The organism is Dactylosporangium sp. CA-139114 (genome assembly GCF_050955725.1).
Classification (GTDB): domain Bacteria; phylum Actinomycetota; class Actinomycetes; order Mycobacteriales; family Micromonosporaceae; genus Dactylosporangium.
In genome coordinates, this window is the sequence record NZ_CP192080.1 from 973650 (window position 1) to 994363 (window position 20714).

Genomic DNA, 20714 nt, shown 5'->3' on the forward strand with positions numbered 1-20714 from the left:
ACCGCGGACCTGGCAGCGACGGCGCGCCAGCGCCGAGCGGTGTCTGGCGGGAGCGACGGTCCGCACCCCCGCGGACCCGAGTCATGCGGCTAAGGAATCTCCCGGAAGATGCCCCGGGCGTAGTCGGCGACGGCCGCCCGGGTCACCGTGGCCTCGATCGGCAGCGACTCCAGGCAGCGGCGCAGGGCGTCGCTGAGCAGCGGCCGGGGCACCCGCATCGACACCGTCGAGTGCGGCACCCACTCGCCCGGCTCGTAGAGCGGCAGCGAGGCCATGCCCGCCGCGCTGAGCAGGCCGTGCACGCGCGCCTGGTGCGCGACCAGCTGCGGGGTCGGGGCCGGGCCGAGGAAGACCACGCGGCCGACGAAGACGCCGGCATACTGGAAGTTGACCCGCAACGGCTCCGCGACCCGGGTGCCGGCCAGCGCCGCGGCCACCGCCTCCGGGTCGAGCTGCCGCGCCACGGCGAGCGTCACGTGCGGGCGGTGCCGCCCGTCGTGCGGGGTCCGCAGCGACTGCACGCCCAGCTCCTCGAGCTGGTCCCAGAGCACCCGGATGCGCCGGGACGCCCGCTCGTCCAGGTACATCTCCACCGACGCGACCATCAGCGCGCCCGCTGGCAGCGCGGGCACCAGTAGGCGTTGCGCGCGCTCAGCACCGCGGTGCGCACGGGCGAGCCGCACACGAGACACGGCTGGCCGGTGCGGCGGTACACGTACACCTCCCCGCCGTGCCGGTCCACCCGCGGCGCCCGGCCCATCGCCTCCGGCGTGTGGGCGCTGCGCACGGTGTCGATGCGCCCCTCGGCCACACCCGCGCGCATCAGGGTGCGCAGGTCCGCCCAGATGTCGTTCCACTTGCGGCGGCTGAGCCTCGTGCCCGGCGTGGTCGGCGGCAGCCCGGCCCGGAACAGCGACTCGGTCACGTAGATGAGCCCGGCCCCGGCCACGATCGACTGGTCCATGAGCAGCGCCATGAGCGGCCGCCCGGAGCCGCGGATCATCTCGTACGCCCTTCCGCCGTCGCTGTCGTCGTCGAGCGGGTCGGGCCCGAGCCGGGCGTGCAGGGCGTCCAGCCGCGCGGGGTCGAGCAGCTCGCAGGCGGCCGGCCCGCGCAGGTCGAGCCAGTGCTCGCCGTTGGCCAGCCGCATCCGGATCTCGCCCACGGGCGCGGGCGGCGGGCCGTCGCCGTCGGTGCACTTGCCGTACAGCCCCAGGTGCACGTGCACCGTCTCGCCGTTCGCGTAGTGGTGGAACAGGTGCTTGCCGTGCGCGGAGGCGTCCTCGAACACGAGGCCGTCGACCCGCGCCGCGTCCGCGGCGAAGCGCCCCTGCGGGCTGCGGACGGCGACGGGGCGGCCCGCGAACAGCTTGCGATGCCGCTCGGCGAGGCGGTGGATGGTGTGACCTTCGGGCACCGGGCATTTATACCCGGACCGTCGCGCGCGTGGCGCGCTATCCTCGGCGGCATGAGTCGCAGCGCACTGTCCACGACGACGCCGGGCCTTCCCCGGCGGCGCTGATCGACGTCAGCACGTTTCCGCTCCGGGGCGCCGCGCTCCGGAGCTTTTGTGTGGCCCGAGGTGGCGCTCCCCGTGTTCCGAGGAGTTCGTCATGCAGGACCACCGCCGGCTCGGCCGCGAGCTCGAGCTGTTCCACTCCGACCCGCTCGTCGGCGCCGGGCTCCCGCTCTGGCTGCCCCGGGGCGCCGCGGCCCGGCGCGCCGTCGAGGACTACCTGCTCGACCTGGAACGACGGCACGGCTATCGGCACGTGTACTCCCCGCCGCTGGCCAAGGCCGAGATGTACCACCGCTCCGGGCACCTGCCGCACTACGCCGACGACATGTTCCCCCCGATGGCGCTCGACGCGGACAACGCGTTCGTGCTGCGGCCGAGCCTCTGCCCGCATCACGCCGCGGTGTTCGCCGCGCGCGGGCGCTCCTACCGCGAGCTGCCCCTGCGCATCGGCGAGATCGGCGGGCAGTACCGCGCCGAGCGCTCCGGGGTGCTCGGCGGGCTGTCGCGGGTGCGTGCGATGTCCCTCAACGACGGGCACGTCTTCTGCGCCGAGGACCAGGTCGAGGCCGAGGTGGTCGCGGCGCTGGCGGTGATGCGGGAGGCGCACCGGGCGCTGGGCTTCGCGCCGTCGTCGTGGCGGCTGTCGCTGCGCGGGGAGGGGCCGAAGTACGTCGACGACCCGGAGCTGTGGCGGCGCGGGACCGCGGTGCTGCGCCGGGCGCTCGCGGCCGCGGGCGTGGACGCCGTGGACGGGCCGGGCGAGGCCGCCTTCTACGGGCCGAAGATCGACATCCAGGTGCTCGACCACGCCGGCCGGGAGAGCACCCTCGCCACCGTCCAGGTCGACTACCACATGCCGGCCCGGTTCGATCTGTCCTACGTGGACGCCGGCGGCGCCCGCAGGCGGCCCGTGATGGTGCACCGCAGCGCCGCGGGGAGCATGGAGCGGCTCTTCGCGCACCTGATCGAGGTGCACGACGGCGCGTTCCCGGCGTGGTTCGCGCCGGTGCAGCTGGAGGTGCTGCCCGTCGGGGACGCGGACGCGCGCGGGTTTCTCGGGCGCGCCGGGGCGCTCGGGCTGCGCGTCGAGGAGTCGCACTCCGGCAGCCTCTCCGCCCGCATCCGCGACGCCGCCCGCCGCCGGGTGCCCTTCGTGGCGGTCATCGGGGCGAAGGAGGCGGCCGAGGACAGCGTCTCGCTGCGCTCGCGGGACGGCTCGGTCGCGGTGCGGCCGGTCGCCGAGGCGCTGGCCCTCCTCGAAGCCGCGTGCCGGCCGCGTAAACGGGATGCGGTGCCGGAGCCGTCAGTGTCCGTGTGAGTGTTCTTCGCGTCGTGGGTGCGGGGCTGGCCGTGCTCGCCCTGGCCGCCTGTTCCGCGCCCGCGGCCTCTTCGGTCCCTTTGCGCGGCCCGTCTCCCGAGCCGAGCCGCGAGCCCGCGCACGCGGTGGCGCCCGAGATCGGCTATCCGGCGGAGGGCAGCGGCGACTACGAGGCCGCCTCGGCCGCGGGACCCGTCATCGGTGCCGCCGGCCAGCTGCTGACCTACCGCATCGCCGTCGAGCGGGGCATCACGGGCATCTCCGCCGCCGGGTTCGCCGAGGCCGTCGAGGCGGTCTTCGCCGACCCGCGCAGCTGGCCCGGCACCGGCAAGTGGCGGCTGCGCCGGGCCGGGGCCGCGGACCGCTTCGACTTCACCATCTACCTCGCGACCCCGGCGACGCGGGACCGGCTCTGCGCCAGCTCCTACGACCGGTACACCTCCTGCCGCAACGGCGACAGCGTGGTCATCAACGTGGCGCGCTGGGTGCGGGGCGTGCCCGGCTACGGCTCGGACCTGGTCACCTATCGGCAGTACGTGATCAATCACGAGACCGGGCACCGGCTCTACCACGGCCACGAGCTGTGCCCGGGCCCCGGCCGGCCCGCGCCGGTGATGCAGCAGCAGACGCTGGGGCTGCACGGCTGCGTCGCCAACGCCTGGCCGATCGTCGGCGGGCGGGAGTACGGGGGGCGCTCCGGGCAGTACGACGACCCTGCTCCGCACGACCCGTAAACGTCCGGGGCCCGATCCCTCGTCTACGTCGGTGGAGCCGTGGGGGAGGGGAGCCGTGCAGATCGAGTTCACCGAGTTCGTGCACGGGCGTTCACAGGGCCTGCTGCGCTTCGCCTACCTGCTCACCGGGGACCGGCACCTCGCCGAGGACCTCGTGCAGGAGGCGCTCGTGCGGGCCCATCGCCGCTGGTCCGGGATCGTGGGGCAGGAGGGTCCCGAGCCCTATGTGCGCAAGACGATGCTGCGGCAGTACCTGTCGTGGCGCCGGCGCCGCTCGTTCGCCGAACGACCCGTGGCCGAGATCCCCGAGCTCGCGACGGCCGATCCGGCGGCCCGGGTCGCCGACACCGACGCCATGTGGGCCCTGCTGCGCACGCTGCCCCGGTCGCCGCGCGCCGTGGTGGTCCTGCGCTACTACGAGGACCTGCCGGACGCCGAGATCGCCCGGCTCCTCGGGTGTGCCGAGTCCACCGTACGAGTCCACGCGTTCCACGCCCTGCAGAAGCTCCGGGCGGCCCTGTCCAGTGACCGGGAGGCCGTCCCCGCGCCGGGAGGCAGTTCATGAACGACGACGAGGTCGAGGCCCGGCTTCGCGACGCCCTGCGCCAGTTCGCGGGCGACGCCCCGCCCGGCGTGTCGATGCTGAGCACCGTCACGGCCGAGTCCGCCCGCCGCGGCCGCCGCGTGCGCCTGGCCGCCCTCGCCTCGGGCGCCGCGGCCATGGTCGCGATCGGCGCCGCCGTCCCGTTCGCCCTGCGCGGCGCGCCCCCGGCCGTCGTGGCCGCCCCGTCCTCTCCCGCCTCGCCCGCCCCCGCCTCGCCCGCCCCCGCCGTGTCCACCCCGGCCGCCCCGGCCTTGTTCTCCGCGCGCCCGGCCACGCTCGTGGCCGCCACGGTGCCGCCGTCCCTGGTCTTCCCGGTCACGCCGCCCACCGGCGACGGCTACGGCACCCCGATGATCTCGCTGGCCGCGGACCGCCTGACGCTGTCGCAGACCTTGCCGACGACCGCCCCGGTGACGGTGACCGCCTACGACTCGCAGCCCCCGAGCCCGGCCAAGCAGGCCCGCACGACCCCGGCCGCGGTCGCCGGGCGCCCGGCCACGGTCTACGAGTGGTCCTGGTCGGGCGACGACCGGACGAACCCGGGCTCGGCCCCCCGCGTCTCGCTCGTCTGGCACCCGTCGGCCCGCACCTGGCTGCGCCTCGACGCGGACGGGGGCACGGCGGTGCCGCTGCTGATCGCCTACGCGGAGGCGCTCAAGCCCGGCGGCGCCAAGGCCGAGACGCCGTTCACCTTCACGCTGATGCCGTCCGGCTGGACCGTGGACGACATCAGCCCCGCGGTGGTGACCTTCGCCCCGCCCGGCACCGACCCCGGCGCGGGCTACTTGTCCAAGCTGGTCGTGCAGCTGGACGAGGAGCCGGGCCTGCGGCCGAAGCTCGAGGGCCCGGCGACGGTCGGCGTCCGCGTCGGCGACCGCCAGGCGTGGCTGACGACGACGTCGCAGGTGCAGTTCCTGCAGATCCCGGTGGACGGCGGCCGCTCGCTGATGCTGCAGGTGAGCCCGGCGGCGGCGCTGCCGCAGGACGTGCTGCTGCGCTTCGCGGCCGGCATCGGCGTGACACCGTCGGCCCAGGTGACCTACGGCTGAGCCGCGCCCGGCGCAGGTGATCCGGGGCTGATTCGCGGGGTGGCGGGGTTCGTTCGGCCGCCGCGCGGATACCTCGTCTCCGGCGGGAGCCGCGGCATTTCCGCGCCGGCGATTCGGGTCAGATATCGGATGATTCGCCCAGATCGCCCCGTACAGGTTATACCTGTGCATACCATCAATTTTGTGCTGGTAGTAACGACCGAGGGCTTACCCGGTTACGAGATCACCGCCGTGCTGGGCGAGGTGATCGGCGTTGTCGCTACGTCCCGCAACCCGTTCGCGGCCGGTCTGCGCTCGACGGAGGGCGGCCCGGGCCAGGACATGTCCCAGTTCCTGGTCCAGACGCGGGCGCGGGCCGTGGGCCAGATGGTCCAGGCCGCGGAGAACCGCGGCGCCAACGCGATCGTGGGGATGCGCTTCGACCATCGGGATGTGACGAACACCTGGGTCGAGCTGTGCGCCTACGGGACCGCGGTGGTCGCGGTCCCGATGCACGCCCGGACGGGGGCTCACGCCGCCTGATCTCACCGATCGGCTGCTTTTGCCTGGGCGGGCGCCACTCGGTGCAGGTTGTGCGCGATCCGGGGGTGCGGGCTTGCTCGCATCGCACGTCCGGCCGGCGCCGCTCGACCCGGCTCCTGGTGACGCGAGGCGTTGAGCGCGACGGCGGATCGTGCTCGCCCCGGTGCTGCTCGGCTTCGGCCGAACACGTCGCGCGATCGGTCGCCGCGCCTGGCGAACGCGCGGGATCGGTGCCGACGCTGCGGTGCTGCTCGGCTTCGGCTGGGAGTCTCGCGGCCCTTGGTCGTTGCGGCCCGTCGAAGGCGGCGCGTGCCGGAGCGGGAGTGAAACGGATTTATCGCCTGACACCGTATAAATGCGAAAAGTCCGATCACGGAGCGTCGGACTTTCCGGGATCGGGAGCGCCGCGAGCCAAAGGTCTTGCCACCGCGGACACGGCTAGGGCGGTCCCCCTCGGCCGAAGGCCCCCCGGGGACCGCCCTTTTGCCTGGCGGGAGCGACGGTCCGCAGCTGACGCGGACCCGAGCGAACATGCTCTACGACTTGATGTCCGCGATGACCGCCCCGGCCGACACGACCTCGCCCACCGTCGCCTGCAGGCCGGTCACCACGCCGGCCTTGTGGGCGTTCAGCGGCTGCTCCATCTTCATCGCCTCGAGCACGACGACCAGGTCCCCCTCGGCGACGGTGTCCCCCTCGGCCACCGCGATCTTCACGATCGTGCCCTGCATGGGGCTGGTCAGGGCGTCGCCGCTCGCCGCGGCGCCCGCCTTCTTGCCCGCCGCCCGCTTGCGGGGGGCCGAGGCGGGGGTGGCCGGCGCGGCCGTGCCGAACCCGGCCGGCAGCGTGACCTCGAGTCGCTTGCCGCCGACCTCGACCACCACGGTCGAGCGCTCCGCGGCCTCGGCGGCGTCCGTCGCCGGTGCCGTGAACGGCGGCACGTCGTTCACCCACTCGGTCTCGATCCAGCGCGTGTGCACGCGGAAGGGCTCGTCGGTGAAGGCCGGGTCCAGCAGGACCTTGCGGTGGAAGGTCAGGGCGGTGGCCATGCCCTCGACGACCATCTCGTCCAGGGCGCGGCGGGCGCGCTCGATGGCCTCGGTGCGGGTCTCGCCGACGATGATGACCTTGGCCAGTAGGGAGTCGAAGTTGCCGCCGATGACGCTGCCCGACTCGATGCCGGTGTCGACGCGCACGCCGGGGCCGGTCGGCAGGGCGAGCCGCGTGACGGTGCCGGGGGCGGGCAGGAAGCCGCGGCCGGGGTCCTCGCCGTTGATGCGGAACTCGATCGCGTGGCCGCGCGGGACGGGGTCGGCGTCGAAGCGCAGCTTCTCGCCGTCGGCGACGCGGAACTGCTCGCGGACGAGGTCGATGCCGGTGGTCTCCTCGCTGACCGGGTGCTCGACCTGCAGGCGGGTGTTGACCTCGAGGAAGGAGATGGTGCCGTCGTTGCCGACGAGGTATTCCACCGTCCCGGCCCCGTGATACCCCGCCTCGCGGCAGATCGCCTTCGCCGAGGAGTGGATCTGCTCGCGCTGCTCGTCGGTGAGGAACGGGGCCGGGGCCTCCTCGACGAGCTTCTGGTGCCGGCGCTGCAGTGAGCAGTCGCGGGTGCCGACCACGATCACGTTGCCGTGCTGGTCGGCGAGCACCTGGGCCTCGACGTGGCGGGGCTGGTCGAGGTAGCGCTCGACGAAGCACTCCCCGCGCCCGAACGCGGCCACCGCCTCGCGCACGGCCGACTCGAACAGCGACGGGATCTCCTCGATCGTGCGGGCGACCTTGAGGCCGCGGCCGCCGCCGCCGAAGGCCGCCTTGATGGCGACCGGGAGGCCGTGCTCCTGCGCGAACGCGATGATCTCGGCGGCGTCGGCGACCGGCTCGGCGGTGCCGGGCACGAGCGGGGCGCCGGCGCGCTGGGCGATGTGCCGGGCGGTGACCTTGTCGCCGAGGTCGCGGATGGACTGCGGGCTCGGGCCGATCCAGGTGAGCCCGGCGTCGAGGACGGCCTGGGCGAAGTCGGCGTTCTCGGACAGGAACCCGTATCCCGGGTGCACCGCGTCCGCCCCCGCCCGCGCGGCCACCTCGACGAGCTTGTCGATGCGCAGATAGGTCTCCGCGGCCGAGTCGCCGCCCAGCGCGTAGGCCTCGTCGGCCAGGCGGGCGTGCAGCGCGTCGCGGTCGGAGTCGGCATACACCGCGACGCTGGCCAGGCCGGCGTCACGGCAGGCCCGGATGACCCGAACGGCGATTTCGCCTCGGTTGGCGATCAGTACCTTGCGCACGCAGGCAGTCTATGCCGAGGGTCCGACACTTTCCGTTGCCAAGAAAGTCACTCGCGACGGTTAGTCAAACTTGGCTATTACGCTTGTGTCGTGTCCACTACGCGTCTGATGATCCTGGGCCTGGTGTCGTACCTGCAGCCGGTCCACGGCTACGACATCCGCAAGGAGTTGACCAGCTGGAACGTCGAGAGCTGGGCCAACGTCCAGCCGGGCTCGATCTACCACGCCCTGCGCCGGATGACCGAGGAAGGGCTGCTCGAGGAGGTCGCGACCGAGCAGGTGGGCAACCGGCCGGCGCGCACCCTCTACCGGCTGACCGCGGCGGGCTCGGCGCAGTATCAGGCGCTGCTGCGGCGGTTCTGGTGGGAGTACCAGGAGCCGCACGACCCGTTCCTGGCCGCCTTCGCGTTCCTGCCGCACCTGCCGCGCGCGGAGGCGGTGGGCGCGCTGCGGGCCCGGGCCCGGCTGCTCGAGGACTGGACCAAGACCTATCGCGACAACGTGGACCAGTGGCTGGAGCACAAGCCCCCGCACGTCGGCTGGCAGTTCGAGCTGACCCTGGCGCGCTGCGAGGCCGAGGCCCGCTGGTGCCACGACATCGCCGCGCGCATCGAGGCCGGCGAGGGTGTCCACCGCGGCGAGGACGCCGACGAGCAGGGGGCCGAGCAGTGGCGCCGGGCCATCCGGGCGGAGTACGGCGAGCCCGTCGACGACGAAGACGAGTAGTACGCGACATACTCAATCTTGACCGGAAAAACTATATCGCGTTATGGTCTCCTCGCGAACCCATCGACAGGGGAGACGGACATGATCGAGACGAGGGGCCTGCGCAAGTCGTTCCGCTCCCGCGCCGGTCGCGACAAGAAAGTCGTCGAGGCCGTGCGCGGCGTCGACCTCTCCGTCCGGGGCGGGGAGATCTTCGGCTTTCTGGGACCGAACGGCGCGGGCAAGACCACGACGCTGCGCATGCTCGCCACGCTCATCACGCCGGACGGGGGCGAGGCCACCATCGCGGGGGCCGACCTGCTCAAGCATCCGGGCGAGGTGCGGAGGCGGATCGGGTACGTCGCCCAGGGCGGCAGCACCTGGGACGAGAGCAGCGCGCGCGAGGAGCTCGTGCTGCAGGCCCGCCTCTACGGCATCGGCAAGGCCGAGGCGCAGCGGCGGGTGAGCCGGGCGCTGGACGCGTTCCGGCTGACCGAGTACGCCGACCGGCGCTGCAAGACGTATTCGGGCGGTCAGCGCCGCCGGGTCGACATCGCGCTCGGCATCATCCACGAGCCGAAGATCGTGTTCCTCGACGAGCCGACCACCGGCCTCGACCCGCAGAGCCGCGCCCACATGTGGGACGAGGTGCGCCGCCTGCGCGAGGAGGGCATGACGGTCTTCATCACCACGCACTACCTCGACGAGGCCGACGCCCTGTGCGACCGGATCGCGATCATGGACCACGGCGAGATCGTCGCCGAGGGCACCGTCGACGCCCTCAAGCGCGAGGTCGCCGGCGACGTGGTGACCGTCGGTGTCAACGGCGCCTCCGAGACCGCGGCCGGCCTGCTCGCCAACCAGGACTACGTGCGCAGCATCGACCACGCGGACGGGCGGCTGCGGCTGTATGTCACCGAAGGCGCCACCGCCATCCCGCACATCCTGCGCCTGCTCGACCACGCCGGCGTCACCCTCGGCGAGATGGAGCTGCACCGCCCGAGCCTCGACGACGTGTTCCTCACCAAGACCGGCCGTTCCCTGAGGGAGAGCTGACCGATGAAGTTCCTCCGCGACACCTGGCTGATCTTCCAGCGCCAGATGCAACTCATGCTGCGCAACCCGGTCTGGCTGATCGTGGGCGTCATCCAGCCGCTGTTCTACCTGCTGCTCTTCGCCCCGCTGCTGAAGCCGGCCCTGGGCGTGAGCACCAACGCCGAGGCCTACAAGCTCTTCGTCCCCGGCCTGCTCGTCCTGCTGGCCATGTTCGGCTCGCTGTTCACCGGCTTCGGCCTGATCGCCGAGCTGCGCGCCGGCGTCATCGAGCGCAGCCGGGTCACGCCGGTGAGCCGCTTCGCCCTGCTGGTCGGCCGCTCCCTGCGCGACGTGGTCTCGCTGCTGTTCCAGGCGCTGCTGATCGTCGTCATCGCCGTGGCGTTCGGCCTGCGCGTGAACGTCCTCGACGTCGTCGCCGCGTTCGCGCTCATGGCCGTGATCTCGCTGATGCTCTCGGCTTTCTCCTACGCCGTCTCGCTCAAGCTGCGCAGCGAGGACGCCCTGGCGCCGCTGCTGAACACGATCTCCCAGCCCCTGCTGCTGACCGCGGGCATCCTGCTGCCGCTGACGTTCGCCCCGAAGTGGCTGCGGACCGTGGCCGACTGGAACCCGTTCTCGTGGGCGGTGGACGGCGTGCGCGCCCTCTTCGACGGCAACCCGGGCGCCGACTCGGTCTGGCAGGCCGCGGTGGTCGTCGGCGTCCTGACCGTGGCCACGGTGGTGTGGGCGTCCCGCGCGTTCGCCAAGGGCGTTCGCTGACCCCGGGTTTTCCCTGCTCGGGTCCGCGTCAGTCACTGACCGTCGCTCCCGCCAGACAAAAGGGCGGTCCCCGGAGGGCCTTCGGCCGGAGGGGACCGCCCTAGCCGGGTCCGCGGTGCCAAGACCGCACCAGGGCGCCGCGCCGATGTGGCTGTACCGGTAATGAGACTCGCCGCCACGGCCAATTCCGCCGCGCCGGAGCGCATGACAGCGTTGCGCCCGTGCCTCGTCTCGTTCGCGACCGGCTCACCTGGGTCATGTACGTCCAGCTGGCCCTGTGGGTCTACTTCCTCTACGGCTTCGGCCCCGTGGCCCCGATCCTGCGCGACGAGCTGCACATCAGCCGCGCCCTGGCCGGCCTGCACGGCGCCGCGTTCGCCGTGGGCGGCGTGCTCGGCGGCCTCGTCCTGCCCAGCCTGACCCGCCGGCTGGGCCGGGCGCGGCTCATCTGGATCGGCCTGGCGTGCATCAGCACCGCGGCGGTGGGGATGTACGCCGCGCACCACCTCGCGCTGACCCTGACGTTCGCGACGCTGGCGAGCATCGGCTCGGCCCTGGAGGTCAACGCCATCAACGCCGGCCTGACCGACCACCACGGCACCGCCGCCCCGGCCGCGATCAGCGAGGCGAACGCGGCCGCCGCGGCCGTGGGCCTGGTGGCCCCGCTCGTGGTCGGCGCGACCTTCGCGGCCGGCTGGGGCTGGCGCTCGGGCCTGGCCGTGGTGGTGCTGCCGGTGCTGGCGACCGCGTGGTACGCCAGATCGAAGGGCGTGCGTCCCCCCGAACCGGCCGGCTTCGGCGCGCCCGCAGCACCGCACCGCCGCCTGCCGGCCGCCTTCTGGCTGGCCCTGACCAGCCTCTTCGCGACGGGCTCGATCGAGATCTGCCTGACCCTGTGGGGCAGCGACGTGCTGCGGGAACACGCCCACGTCTCGGCCGGCGTGGCCACGGCCGCGGTGTCGGCCCTGATGGCCGGCATGGTGCTCGGCCGGCTGCTGGGCGGCCGGCTGCTCCTGCGTTTCCGCCCGTCCCGGATGCTGCTGGCCGCGCTGGCGGTGAGCGTGGCCGGCTTCGCGGTCTTCTGGCTGACGCAGACCCCCTGGCCGGCGATGGCGGGCCTGTGCCTGTGCGGCATCGGGATGGGCCTGCACTACCCCCTGGGCATCGGCCTGGCGCTGGCCCACTCGGACGGCCAGCCGGACCTGGCGGCGGCGCGAGCGTCGTTCGCGGTGGGCATCTCCTTCGGCCTGGCCCCCTTCGCGCTGGGCGCCCTGGCGGACCAGGTGGGCGCGCACCGGGCGTTCCTGCTGGTGCCGGCCTTCGCGGTGCTCTCCGCCGCCGCGATCCTGCGCCTGGACCGCACAACACTGCCCCGCACGACACTGCCACGCACCGCACCCACTCCGGCCGCCTGATCCCGCCGCCGGTGCGCCGGGGCGTCAGGGCGTCAGAGCCGGCGCGCGATGGTCAGGCCGTCGGCGATCGGCAGCAGCACCGACTCGACCCGGGCGTCGGCCAGGACGTGCCGGTTGAACTCGACCATCGCCACGGTGCCCGTGTCCGCCGGGTCCGGGTCGACGATGTGGCCGTGGCGCAGGACGTTGTCGACCAGGATCAGGCCGCCCGGGCGCATGCGCGGGACCAGCTGCTCCCAGTAGTCCAGGTAGCCTGTCTTGTCCGCGTCGATGAAGGCGAGGTCCAGGTGCGGCTCCGGCGGCAGGGTGGACAGCGTCGTGGAGGCGGGGCCGATGCGCAGCTCGATCCGGTCGGCCAGCCCCGCGCGGTCCCAGTGGCGGCGGGCGATCCGCGTGTACTCGTCCGAGACGTCGAAGCAGATCAGGCGGCCGTCCGCGGGCAGACCGCGGGCGATCGCGATCGAGGACAGACCCGTGAAGGTGCCGATCTCGACCGCGTTGCGGGCACCCAGGATCCGGGTCAGGAGGGTCATGAAGCCGGCCTGCTCGGGCGCGATCTGCATGCCCTGCTCGGCCGGCAGGACCCGGGCCGTCTCCTCGATCAGGTCGCGGACGATCTCGTCGGGGGTGCTGCCGTTGGCCACGACGTAGTCGTGCAGGGCGCTGGTCAGCGCAAGGGTCTGCTTGGTCATACGCCAATACTCCACAGCGACACCAGCGGGACGTCCAGGCGCGCCAGCAGGAGACGCAGGGTGGGCACCGACAGACCCACCACGTTCGTGTGGTCACCCTCGATGCCGGCGACGAACGCGCCGCCCCGGCCGTCGATGGTGAACGCGCCCGCGACCTCCAGCGGCTCGCCCGTGGCCACGTAGGCCGCGATCTCCTCGTCGGACGGCGACGCGAAGTGCACCGTCGTCGCCACGACCTCCTCGGCCGCCGCCCCCGTGGCCGCGTCCAGCAGGCAGTGCCCGGTGAAGAGCACGCCCGAGCCGCCCCGCATCGCCTTCCAGCGCGCCGTCGCCTCCGCGGCCGAGCCGGGCTTGCCCAGGATCTCGCCGTCGAAGCCGAGCACCGAGTCGCAGCCGAGCACCAGGGCGTCCGCGGGCGCCGACGGCAGCACCGCGCGGGCCTTGAGGCCGGCCAGCGTGCCGGCCAGGGTCGCGGCGTCGCCGGCCTGGACCACGGACTCGTCGACGCCGCTCACGACGACCTGTGCCGCGATGCCGGCCTGGGCGAGCAGCCGCCGCCGCGCGGGACTTGCCGAGGCGAGGATGAAGGTTCTCACGGCGGCAACGTTAGCGAACTACCATCTATGTCCGTGCGCAGGCTGTGGGCGGAGTTCAAGGCCATCGCCGTCGGGGGCTCGGTCCTCGACCTGGCGCTGGGGTTCATCATCGGCACGGCGTTCGCCACGCTCGTCCAGTCGTTCGTGACCAACCTGTTCCTGCAGGCGGTCGCGGCCACGGTCGGCGAGCCGGACTTCAAGAACCTGGCGATCACGGTGCACGGCACGCCGATTCGGTACGGCACGTTCCTGAACGATCTGCTCCAGTTCATGCTGCTCGCCGTCGGCCTGTTCGTCGTCATCAAGTTCATGACGCTGATCGGCGTCGACCGCGGTCGCTCGCTGGAGCTGCGCAACTGCCCCTACTGCCTGGACCGCATCCCGGTGGCCGCGCTGACCTGCCGCTCGTGCGGCCAGCAGCTCGTCGCCGACCTGCCCGACCCGCAGGAGGCCGAGCGGCTGCAGCTGGAGCGGGAGGCGCGCAAGTGGCCGACGCTGCCGACACTGCCGCCGATCACGATCCCGCGACGGCGCGCCAATGGCGGGGCCGACCCGGCCGAGCCGACGCCGCCCACCGCGACCGGGGACGAGCGGGCGCAGCCGGCGCCGGGGCGAGACTGAACAGGGCGCCCACGATCGCGGCCACCTCCTCGGCGGTCGGCGCGCCCTTGACCACCCTGAACAGCGGCTCCTGGCTCACGGAGACCTCCCGGACTTGTTCGCGAAACGTTGCTGTCCTGCGAGCATACGCACACCTCAGCAGCGCATACTCGAACGGAACGGGAGTCGATGGCGAATTGGGGGCGCATTGACAAACGTCCTGATGCGCCGAATCTGTAGCGCTATATCGATCACTGTCGCTGCCGCGCTGGCGTCGGCGGCCGGTGTGGCGAGCCCGGCGTCGGCCCGGGAGGGCGAGTCGCCCGCCTCGGTCTCCGCCTCGCTGCACTACCAGGTGACCTTCGTGGCCCGGGCCTGCGACGGCTACCAGAACGTCATGGGCAACCGGGTGCGCGACGACAACGCCGAGAACGCCGCGCCGGTCGGGCGCGACAACGCCTACCACGACGGCGACGAGGTCGACCCGCAGGTCGAGGCGGCCGGCTCGGCCGGCTGCACGCCGCTGAACGGGTGGCAGTTCTCGCTCGGGTCCGGGCACGAGAAGAAGGGCGCCCTGTCGACCGTCACGACCCCGGCCGCCGGCTCGGGGCCGACCGCGGCCGCCGCCCCGCTGCTCGACCGCACCGGGCAGAAGACCGGCCAGACGATCGACGGCGCGGTCACCGTCACGCTCACCGACGAGCAGGCCAAGGCGGCCGCGCGGCACCAGCTCTGGGCGCAGGGCGGCAGCCCGGGCGACCCGCTGCTCGCCGCCGCGCAGCCGGGGCAGGCGGGCTTCGGCTTCGGCTCCCTGCGCTGCGCCATCGACGGGCACACGAACGGCAACGTGCAGTGGGTCGGCTTCCCGTCCGGGGCCCGCCACGTCTTCTGCTACGCCTACTACGTCAAGGCCGCCCAGCCGACCGCGACCCTCGTCGTGCGGGCCCGCACCACGACCGCCCCCGGCTACCCGCAGCACTTCCGGTTCGACTCCAGCGCCAGCTACGACCCGCAGCGGCGCATCGACATCGACGCCAAGACCGACGCCACCCTCGTGCGCAGCGCCGGCGGCGCGCCGGGCACGGTCGTGGCGCGCACCCCGGCCGGCTGGAGCCTCGCCGACCTGAGCTGCACCAAGTCGGGCGCCGGGCGGAGCCTGGCCGCGACCGACGTGCCGAGCGCCACGGCCACCGTCACGCTCGCCGCCGGCGAGATCGTCACGTGCACGTTCACCTTCGCCCCGCCGCCCGTCCAGCCCGGGTTGACGCTGCGGCTGTACTCCGACACGGCCGGCGGCGCCTTCGACCTCGCGGTCGCCGACCCGGCCGGCGGCCCCGCCCGGCACCTGAGCGCCGCCGCCACCGGGGACGGGTCCGCGTCGGTCGCGTCCGGGGCGGACCTCGGCACGCTGCTGCCGGGGGCCTATGCGGTCACGCTCACCGCCCCCGCCGGCGACGCCGCCGCGTGGAGCCTGGCCGGCGCGGGCTGCGGCGACCAGGAGCTCAAGCCCGAGGGCTGGACGGTCACCGTGACGCTCGCGACCGCCGCCGCGGCCGACTGCGCGCTGCGGGTCACGCGCAAGGCCGGCTCGATCGAGCTGCGCGCGGTCACCGTCGGGGGCACCGCGGCCGCCGGGTTCGCGCTCACGCCGCGCAAGCAGGGCCTGATCGGCTGGTCCGGGGTGTCGACCACGGCCGCGCTGGGCGAGCCCGCGGTGGCCAAGGGCGACGTGCCCGGGTCGCTGACGTTCGCCGAATACCTGGTCACGCCCATCGCGCCGCTGTCGACCGTGGACGGCAGCTGGCGGCTGAGCTCCTTCGCCTGCGACCCGGGCGAGTCGGCGGATCCCGATGACGGGGCGGCGGGTGTCGTACCGCTGACCGCCTCCGACCCCGCCGCCAAGTGCACGGCCACCTACACGTTCGAGCCCGCCCGGCAGCTGCAGCTCACGGTGCGCTTCGCCGGCAGCGCGGCCGGTCGCGCGGGGGCCGTGGTCGTGGACATCGACTGCGAGGACGGCTCGAGCGGCCGGGCCGTGCTCGGCGGCGACGACAACGGCGAGGCCTCGCTGCCGGCGCCGCTGGGCTTCCTCAGCCCGACGAGGTGCACCGTCCAGCAGCCGCAGACCCCGTCGACGAAGGACGCCAAGGTCTCGGTCACCGCCACGGTCGACCCGAACCCGGGCAACGCCCCGGTGGCGATCCCCGGCACCCTGCGGATCGGGGCCGAGAACGCCGCCGACGCCCAGGACGCGCAGGAGACCACGATCGTCGTCACGGTCACGTTCGACACCGACGCGGCCCGCCCGACGCAGCAGAAGGTGCTCGATACCTTCCGGGTCCTGCCGGTCGCCCTCATCGGGGCCGGGCTCGTCGGGCTCGGCCTGCTCATCCTGCTGATCATGGTGCTGCGCTCGCGTACCGACTGACGTGCGATCTTCACCAGAACCGGGGTTTTTCGCGCGTGCCCCGGTTCGGTACTTTGCAAGGTGATGACCTACTCCGGGGCACTGGTCGCCGAGCGGTACCGCTTGATCGAGCCGCTCGGCACCGGAGGCATGGGCCGCGTCTGGCTCGCCCGCGACGAGATGCTGCGCCGGGACGTGGCCGTCAAGGAGGTCGTCCCGCCGGAGGGGCTGACCCGGGAGGAGCGCGAGGAGCTCCAGCTGCGCACCCTGCGCGAGGCGCGCGCGGCGGCCCGGCTCAACGACGCCAACGTGGTGCGGATCTACGACGTCGTGCACACCGAGGACGCGCCGTGGATCGTCATGGAATACGTCCCGTCGCGCTCGCTGCACCAGGTGATCACCGAGGACGGCCCGCTGCCGCCCGGGCGGGTCGCGGGGATCGGCCTCGCGGTGCTGAGCGCCCTGAAGGCCGCGCACGCCGCCGGGGTGCTGCACCGTGACGTCAAGCCCGGCAACGTGCTGCTGGCCGACACCGGCCGGGTGGTGCTGACCGACTTCGGGCTGGCCGTGTTCGACGGCGGCGACGGGGCCGTGACCCGGCCGGGGCTGATCCTGGGCTCGCCGCAGTACATCTCGCCCGAGCGGGCCCGCGAGGGGACCTCGGGCCCGGAGAGCGACATGTGGTCGCTCGGGGCGACGCTGTACGCCGCCGTCGAGGGACGCTCGCCGTATGCGCGCTCGACGACGTACGCCACCCTGACCGCCCTGGCCACGGAGGAGCCCGACGCGCCCGTGCGGGCCGGCGTGCTGAAGCCGGTGCTGAACGCCCTGCTGCGCAAGGATCCGCGGGCCCGGGCCGGCGTGGCCGAGACCGAGCGGCTGCTGCAGCGCGCCGCGTCCAGCGAGGGCCGCGTCCGGTGGAGCATGCCCGCGCTGCCCCGCCCGCGCCGGTCCCGCGAGGGGCACTCCGGCTCGCCGTCCGGCGGGACCCCACGCCGGGGCGCCGTCGCGGCCCCCGTAGCGGCGGCCGGGCCGGTGGTTCCCGTGAGCCGCGAGCCGGCCGCCGCCGCGGACGTCTCGCCGGGGCTGGCCTCGTTCTTCGGGCCCGCCCCGCCGCCGGCCACGGACGACGACAGCGCCGGCGACCGCCTGGTGCCGCTGCGCTCCGCCGACGACGACCTGGACCGCACCGTGCCGCGCGCCGGTGCGTGGCGCTGGGCGGCCGCGGCCGTCGCCGTCGTGGCCCTCGTGATCACCGCGGTGCTGCTGCTGGCCGACTCCGGCGACGAGCCGGACGGCACCACGAACGGCCCGCAGGGGATCGGCGCCCCGGCCGCCCCGGCGCCGTCGTCGGCGCCGGGGACGCAGACGGCGACGGCGGTCGCGACCCGATCGCCGATTGTGGCGGGCAGCATCGGCGGCAACGCGGTGCGGCTGCCGGACGGCTACGAGTGGATCACCGACCCCGAGTTCGGCTGGCGCGTCGGCCTGCCGGTCGGCTGGATCCGCAAGCCGCACCCGTCGTCGGACTCGATGGTCTACTACGAGTCCAACGTGGTGCCCGGCATGCGGGTCGGCATCGACACCACGTTCAAGCCGCCGCAGGGCGACCCGGTCAAGGACTGGGAGCAGCAGGAGGCGGCCCGGGTCGCCGGCAACAGATACCCGAACTACCACCGGCTCAAGATCGTGCCGGTCAAGGACTACATCGGGGACTGTGCCGACTGGCAGTGGACGTACGACAGCCCGCAGGGACACATGCACGTGTCCAACCTGGGCTGCCGCATCCGCCCCGACCTCGGCCAGGCCATCTACTGGGAGTGCACGACCGACATGTGGACCCAGCCGGCGGCGCAGAACGTCTACGCCATCATCCGGGCCACGTTCCAGCCCAGCCCCCAGCGCTGAGCCGCCGCCCGCTACAGCGGGATGTTGCCGTGCTTCTTCGGCGGCAGGGTCTCGCGCTTGGTGCGCAGCAGCCGCAGCGCCCGCACGATCTCGACACGGGTGGTGGAGGGCGCGATGACCCCGTCGACGTAGCCGCGCTCGGCCGCCACGTACGGGTTGGCGAGCGTGTCCTCGTACTCCTGGATCAGCTCGGCCCGCAGCGCGGCCGGGTCCTCGGCGTCGCGCAGCTCCTGGCGGTACAGGATGTTGACCGCGCCCTGGGCGCCCATCACCGCGATCTGCGCCGTCGGCCAGGCGAAGTTGAGGTCGGCGCCGAGATGCTTGGAGCCCATGACGTCATACGCGCCGCCGTAGGCCTTGCGGGTGATGACCGTGACCTTCGGTACCGTCGCCTCGGCATAGGCGTAGATCAGCTTCGCGCCGCGGCGGATGATGCCGTCCCACTCCTGGCTGGCGCCGGGCAGGAACCCGGGCACGTCGACGAACGTGAGGATCGGGATGTTGAAGGCGTCGCAGGTGCGCACGAAGCGCGCGGCCTTCTCCGACGCGTCGATGTCGAGGCAGCCGGCGAAGTGCATCGGCTGGTTGGCGACCACGCCGACCGGGTGGCCCTCGACGCGGCCGAAGCCGACCACGATGTTCTGCGCGAACAGGGGCTGGACCTCGAGGAAGTCCTCGACGATCGTCTCCACGACCGTGCGGATGTCGTACGGCTGGTTCGCCGAGTCGGGGATGAGCGCGTCGAGCGCGAGGTCCTCGTCGGTGATCTCGAGCGCCGCGGCCCCGGAGGGCGCGTCCAGCACCGGTGCGTCGTCCATGTTGTTCGACGGCAGGTAGGACAGCAGCGCGCGCACGTAGTCGATCGCGTCGTCCTCGTCGGCCGCGAGGTAGTGCGCGTTACCCGACTTCGTGTTGTGCGTGCGGGCCCCGCCGAGGTCCTCCATGCCGATGTCCTCGCCGGTGACCGTCTTGATCACGTCGGGGCCGGTGATGAACATGTGCGAGGTCTGGTCGACCATGACGGTGAAGTCGGTGACGGCGGGGGAGTACACCGCGCCGCCCGCGCACGGGCCCATGATCAGGGAGATCTGCGGGATGACGCCCGACGCGCGCACGTTGCGGAAGAAGATCTCGCCGTACAGCCCCAGGGAGACCACGCCCTCCTGGATGCGCGCGCCGCCGGAGTCGTTGATGCCCACGACCGGGCAGCCGATCTTCATCGCCAGGTCCATGACCTTGACGATCTTCTCGCCGAAGACCTCGCCGAGGCTGCCGCCGAAGACCGTGAAGTCCTGGGCGAACACGCACACCTGACGGCCGTCGACGGTGCCGTAGCCGGTGACCACGCCGTCGCCGTAGGGCCGCGTCGCGTCCAGCCCGAAGTTGGTGGACCGGTGCCGGGCCAGCTCGTCGAGCTCGACGAACGAGCCGGGGTCGAGCAGCAGGTCGATGCGTTCCCGGGCGGTCTTCTTGCCGCGGGCGTGCTGCTTCTCCACCGCGCGGGCCGAGCCGGCGTGGACCGCTTCCTCCGTGCGGCGCCGCAGATCCGCGAGTTTGCCCGAGGTCGAGTGGATGTCCGCCTGCTTCGTGGTCACCCTCGGCAGCTTAATGGCGCCGACATAGGGTCGAGCTGTGAACATTTCCACCGGCTCCTCCGCCGGCTCCTGGTCCGACCTCGGGCGGCCCCCGCTGCGGCCGCTCGCGCTGCGCCGGGCGCTGCTCGTCCCCGGCGGCCTCTGGACCGAGCTGCGGATCGTCGAGGAGACCGGCTCGACCAACGCCGACGCGATCGCCGCGGCCCGCGAGGGCGCCCCGGAGGGCCTGGTGATCGTCGCGGAGCGGCAGGTCGCCGGCCGTGGGCGCCTCGGCCGCCAGTGGGAGTCGCCGGCGCGGGCCGGGCTCGCGCTCAGCGTGCTGCTGCGCCCCGAGGTCGCCCCCGCGCGGCTGGGCTGGCTGCCGCTGCTGGCCGGGGTGGCCCTCGCCGAGGCGGTGCGCCGGGTGTCCCGCGTGGACGCCTACCTCAAGTGGCCGAACGACCTGCTGCTCACCGGGGACCGCAAGACGGCCGGGATCCTCGCCGAGGCGGCCGACGGGGCGGTGGTGCTCGGCATCGGGCTCAACGTCACGCTCCGCGACGAGGAGCTGCCCCGCCCGGACGCGACGTCCCTCGCCCTGGCCGGGGCCGCGAACACGGACCGTGACCCGCTGCTGCGGGCCCTGCTGCGGGCGATCGGGGAGTGGTACGCGCGCTTCACCGAGCACGCCGGGGACCCCGAGGCGTCCGGGCTGCGGGAGGCGTACGTCCTGCACTGCGGCACCATCGGCCGCCGCGTGCGCGTGGACCTGCCCGGCGGCACGGTGCTCGAGGGCCTGGCCGCCGGCGTCGACGTCGACGGCCGGCTGCAGGTCACGGACCGCTTCGGCGCCGTGCGGGCGGTGGCCGCCGGCGACGTGGTCCACGCGCGGCTGGATACGTCCGGGTAGTCCATCCCGCCGGGTGGCGTTCAGGGTCTAGCCTCACCTCCGACATTCATGAACGAGGAGG

The 20714-nt window shown here is 73.4% G+C and carries 20 protein-coding genes; 13 read left to right on the forward strand and 7 right to left on the reverse strand.

Features of this window, described 5'->3' with window-relative positions; translation table 11 throughout:
• Positions 1-89: 89 nt before the first annotated feature.
• Both ACQP2P_RS04460 and ACQP2P_RS04465 read right to left on the reverse strand, forming a co-directional pair.
• The gene (locus tag ACQP2P_RS04460) at positions 90-632 is read right to left on the reverse strand and encodes a 2'-5' RNA ligase family protein (RefSeq protein WP_433613536.1); all 543 of its coding nucleotides are present in this window, start codon (positions 630-632) and stop codon (positions 90-92) included.
• On the reverse strand, positions 605-1417 hold the full coding sequence (locus tag ACQP2P_RS04465; RefSeq protein ID WP_433613538.1) for an Fpg/Nei family DNA glycosylase: 813 nt from the start codon (positions 1415-1417) through the stop codon (positions 605-607). The genes ACQP2P_RS04460 and ACQP2P_RS04465 overlap by 28 nt, the downstream gene beginning before the upstream one ends.
• 196 nt (positions 1418-1613) lie before the next feature.
• Between ACQP2P_RS04465 and thrS the strand changes: the two genes are divergently transcribed.
• The 5 genes from thrS (at position 1614) to ACQP2P_RS04490 (ending at position 5746) form a co-directional block, all read left to right on the forward strand.
• Positions 1614-2837: a threonine--tRNA ligase gene (gene thrS / locus ACQP2P_RS04470; protein WP_433613540.1), complete on the forward strand. Its 1224-nt coding sequence runs from the start codon at positions 1614-1616 to the stop codon at positions 2835-2837.
• On the forward strand, positions 2834-3571 hold the full coding sequence (locus ACQP2P_RS04475; RefSeq protein WP_433613542.1) for a DUF3152 domain-containing protein: 738 nt from the start codon (positions 2834-2836) through the stop codon (positions 3569-3571). The genes thrS and ACQP2P_RS04475 overlap by 4 nt, the downstream gene beginning before the upstream one ends.
• Before the next feature lie 55 nt (positions 3572-3626).
• Positions 3627-4136, forward strand: coding sequence for a SigE family RNA polymerase sigma factor (locus ACQP2P_RS04480; protein ID WP_433613544.1), 510 nt, complete (start codon positions 3627-3629; stop codon positions 4134-4136).
• The gene (locus tag ACQP2P_RS04485) at positions 4133-5224 is read left to right on the forward strand and encodes a hypothetical protein (RefSeq protein ID WP_433613546.1); all 1092 of its coding nucleotides are present in this window, start codon (positions 4133-4135) and stop codon (positions 5222-5224) included. The genes ACQP2P_RS04480 and ACQP2P_RS04485 overlap by 4 nt, the downstream gene beginning before the upstream one ends.
• A gap of 183 nt (positions 5225-5407) precedes the next feature.
• Positions 5408-5746, forward strand: a complete 339-nt coding sequence (locus ACQP2P_RS04490; RefSeq protein ID WP_350611809.1) for a YbjQ family protein — start codon at positions 5408-5410, stop codon at positions 5744-5746.
• Positions 5747-6282: 536 nt separating this feature from the next.
• On the opposite strand, the gene ACQP2P_RS04495 is transcribed toward ACQP2P_RS04490, so the two are convergent.
• A complete protein-coding gene (locus ACQP2P_RS04495) occupies positions 6283-8031 on the reverse strand; it encodes an acetyl/propionyl/methylcrotonyl-CoA carboxylase subunit alpha (protein ID WP_433613548.1) in 1749 nt (582 codons plus the stop codon).
• Between the two features lie 90 nt (positions 8032-8121).
• On the opposite strand from ACQP2P_RS04495, the gene ACQP2P_RS04500 reads away from it, so the two are divergent.
• The 4 genes from ACQP2P_RS04500 to ACQP2P_RS04515 all read left to right on the forward strand — a co-directional run bounded on the left by ACQP2P_RS04500 (position 8122) and on the right by ACQP2P_RS04515 (position 11966).
• Positions 8122-8757 (forward strand): PadR family transcriptional regulator, encoded by a 636-nt coding sequence (locus tag ACQP2P_RS04500; protein WP_433613550.1) that lies wholly within the window; start codon positions 8122-8124, stop codon positions 8755-8757.
• A gap of 81 nt (positions 8758-8838) precedes the next feature.
• Positions 8839-9792, forward strand: a complete 954-nt coding sequence (locus ACQP2P_RS04505) for an ATP-binding cassette domain-containing protein (RefSeq protein WP_433613552.1) — start codon at positions 8839-8841, stop codon at positions 9790-9792.
• Between the two features lie 3 nt (positions 9793-9795).
• Positions 9796-10551 (forward strand): ABC transporter permease, encoded by a 756-nt coding sequence (locus ACQP2P_RS04510; RefSeq protein ID WP_433613554.1) that lies wholly within the window; start codon positions 9796-9798, stop codon positions 10549-10551.
• A gap of 221 nt (positions 10552-10772) precedes the next feature.
• The gene (locus ACQP2P_RS04515) at positions 10773-11966 is read left to right on the forward strand and encodes an MFS transporter (protein WP_433613556.1); all 1194 of its coding nucleotides are present in this window, start codon (positions 10773-10775) and stop codon (positions 11964-11966) included.
• Between the two features lie 32 nt (positions 11967-11998).
• On the opposite strand, the gene ACQP2P_RS04520 is transcribed toward ACQP2P_RS04515, so the two are convergent.
• Both ACQP2P_RS04520 and ACQP2P_RS04525 read right to left on the reverse strand, forming a co-directional pair.
• Positions 11999-12658, reverse strand: coding sequence for an O-methyltransferase (locus tag ACQP2P_RS04520; protein ID WP_433613558.1), 660 nt, complete (start codon positions 12656-12658; stop codon positions 11999-12001).
• A complete protein-coding gene (locus ACQP2P_RS04525; protein ID WP_433613560.1) occupies positions 12655-13254 on the reverse strand; it encodes a Maf family protein in 600 nt (199 codons plus the stop codon). Before ACQP2P_RS04525 ends, ACQP2P_RS04520 begins: the two co-directional genes overlap by 4 nt.
• A gap of 33 nt (positions 13255-13287) precedes the next feature.
• Here ACQP2P_RS04525 and ACQP2P_RS04530 point away from each other — a divergent pair, with 33 nt between their 5' ends.
• On the forward strand, positions 13288-13875 hold the full coding sequence (locus tag ACQP2P_RS04530; protein ID WP_433613562.1) for an MscL family protein: 588 nt from the start codon (positions 13288-13290) through the stop codon (positions 13873-13875).
• Here the strand turns inward: ACQP2P_RS04530 and ACQP2P_RS04535 are convergent.
• On the reverse strand, positions 13769-14203 hold the full coding sequence (locus ACQP2P_RS04535) for an acyl-CoA carboxylase subunit epsilon (protein WP_433613564.1): 435 nt from the start codon (positions 14201-14203) through the stop codon (positions 13769-13771). The two genes, ACQP2P_RS04530 and ACQP2P_RS04535, sit on opposite strands and share 107 nt — an antisense overlap.
• Between ACQP2P_RS04535 and ACQP2P_RS04540 the strand changes: the two genes are divergently transcribed.
• The gene (locus ACQP2P_RS04540) at positions 14141-16282 is read left to right on the forward strand and encodes a prealbumin-like fold domain-containing protein (RefSeq protein WP_433613566.1); all 2142 of its coding nucleotides are present in this window, start codon (positions 14141-14143) and stop codon (positions 16280-16282) included. The genes ACQP2P_RS04535 and ACQP2P_RS04540 overlap by 63 nt on opposite strands.
• A 63-nt stretch (positions 16283-16345) precedes the next feature.
• Positions 16346-18169: a serine/threonine-protein kinase gene (locus ACQP2P_RS04545; protein ID WP_433613568.1), complete on the forward strand. Its 1824-nt coding sequence runs from the start codon at positions 16346-16348 to the stop codon at positions 18167-18169.
• Positions 18170-18180: 11 nt separating this feature from the next.
• Here the strand turns inward: ACQP2P_RS04545 and ACQP2P_RS04550 are convergent, their stop codons facing one another.
• Positions 18181-19809 (reverse strand): acyl-CoA carboxylase subunit beta, encoded by a 1629-nt coding sequence (locus ACQP2P_RS04550; protein WP_433618969.1) that lies wholly within the window; start codon positions 19807-19809, stop codon positions 18181-18183.
• Between ACQP2P_RS04550 and ACQP2P_RS04555 the strand changes: the two genes are divergently transcribed.
• On the forward strand, positions 19808-20653 hold the full coding sequence (locus ACQP2P_RS04555; protein WP_433618970.1) for a biotin--[acetyl-CoA-carboxylase] ligase: 846 nt from the start codon (positions 19808-19810) through the stop codon (positions 20651-20653). The genes ACQP2P_RS04550 and ACQP2P_RS04555 overlap by 2 nt on opposite strands.
• Positions 20654-20714 lie beyond the last annotated feature (61 nt).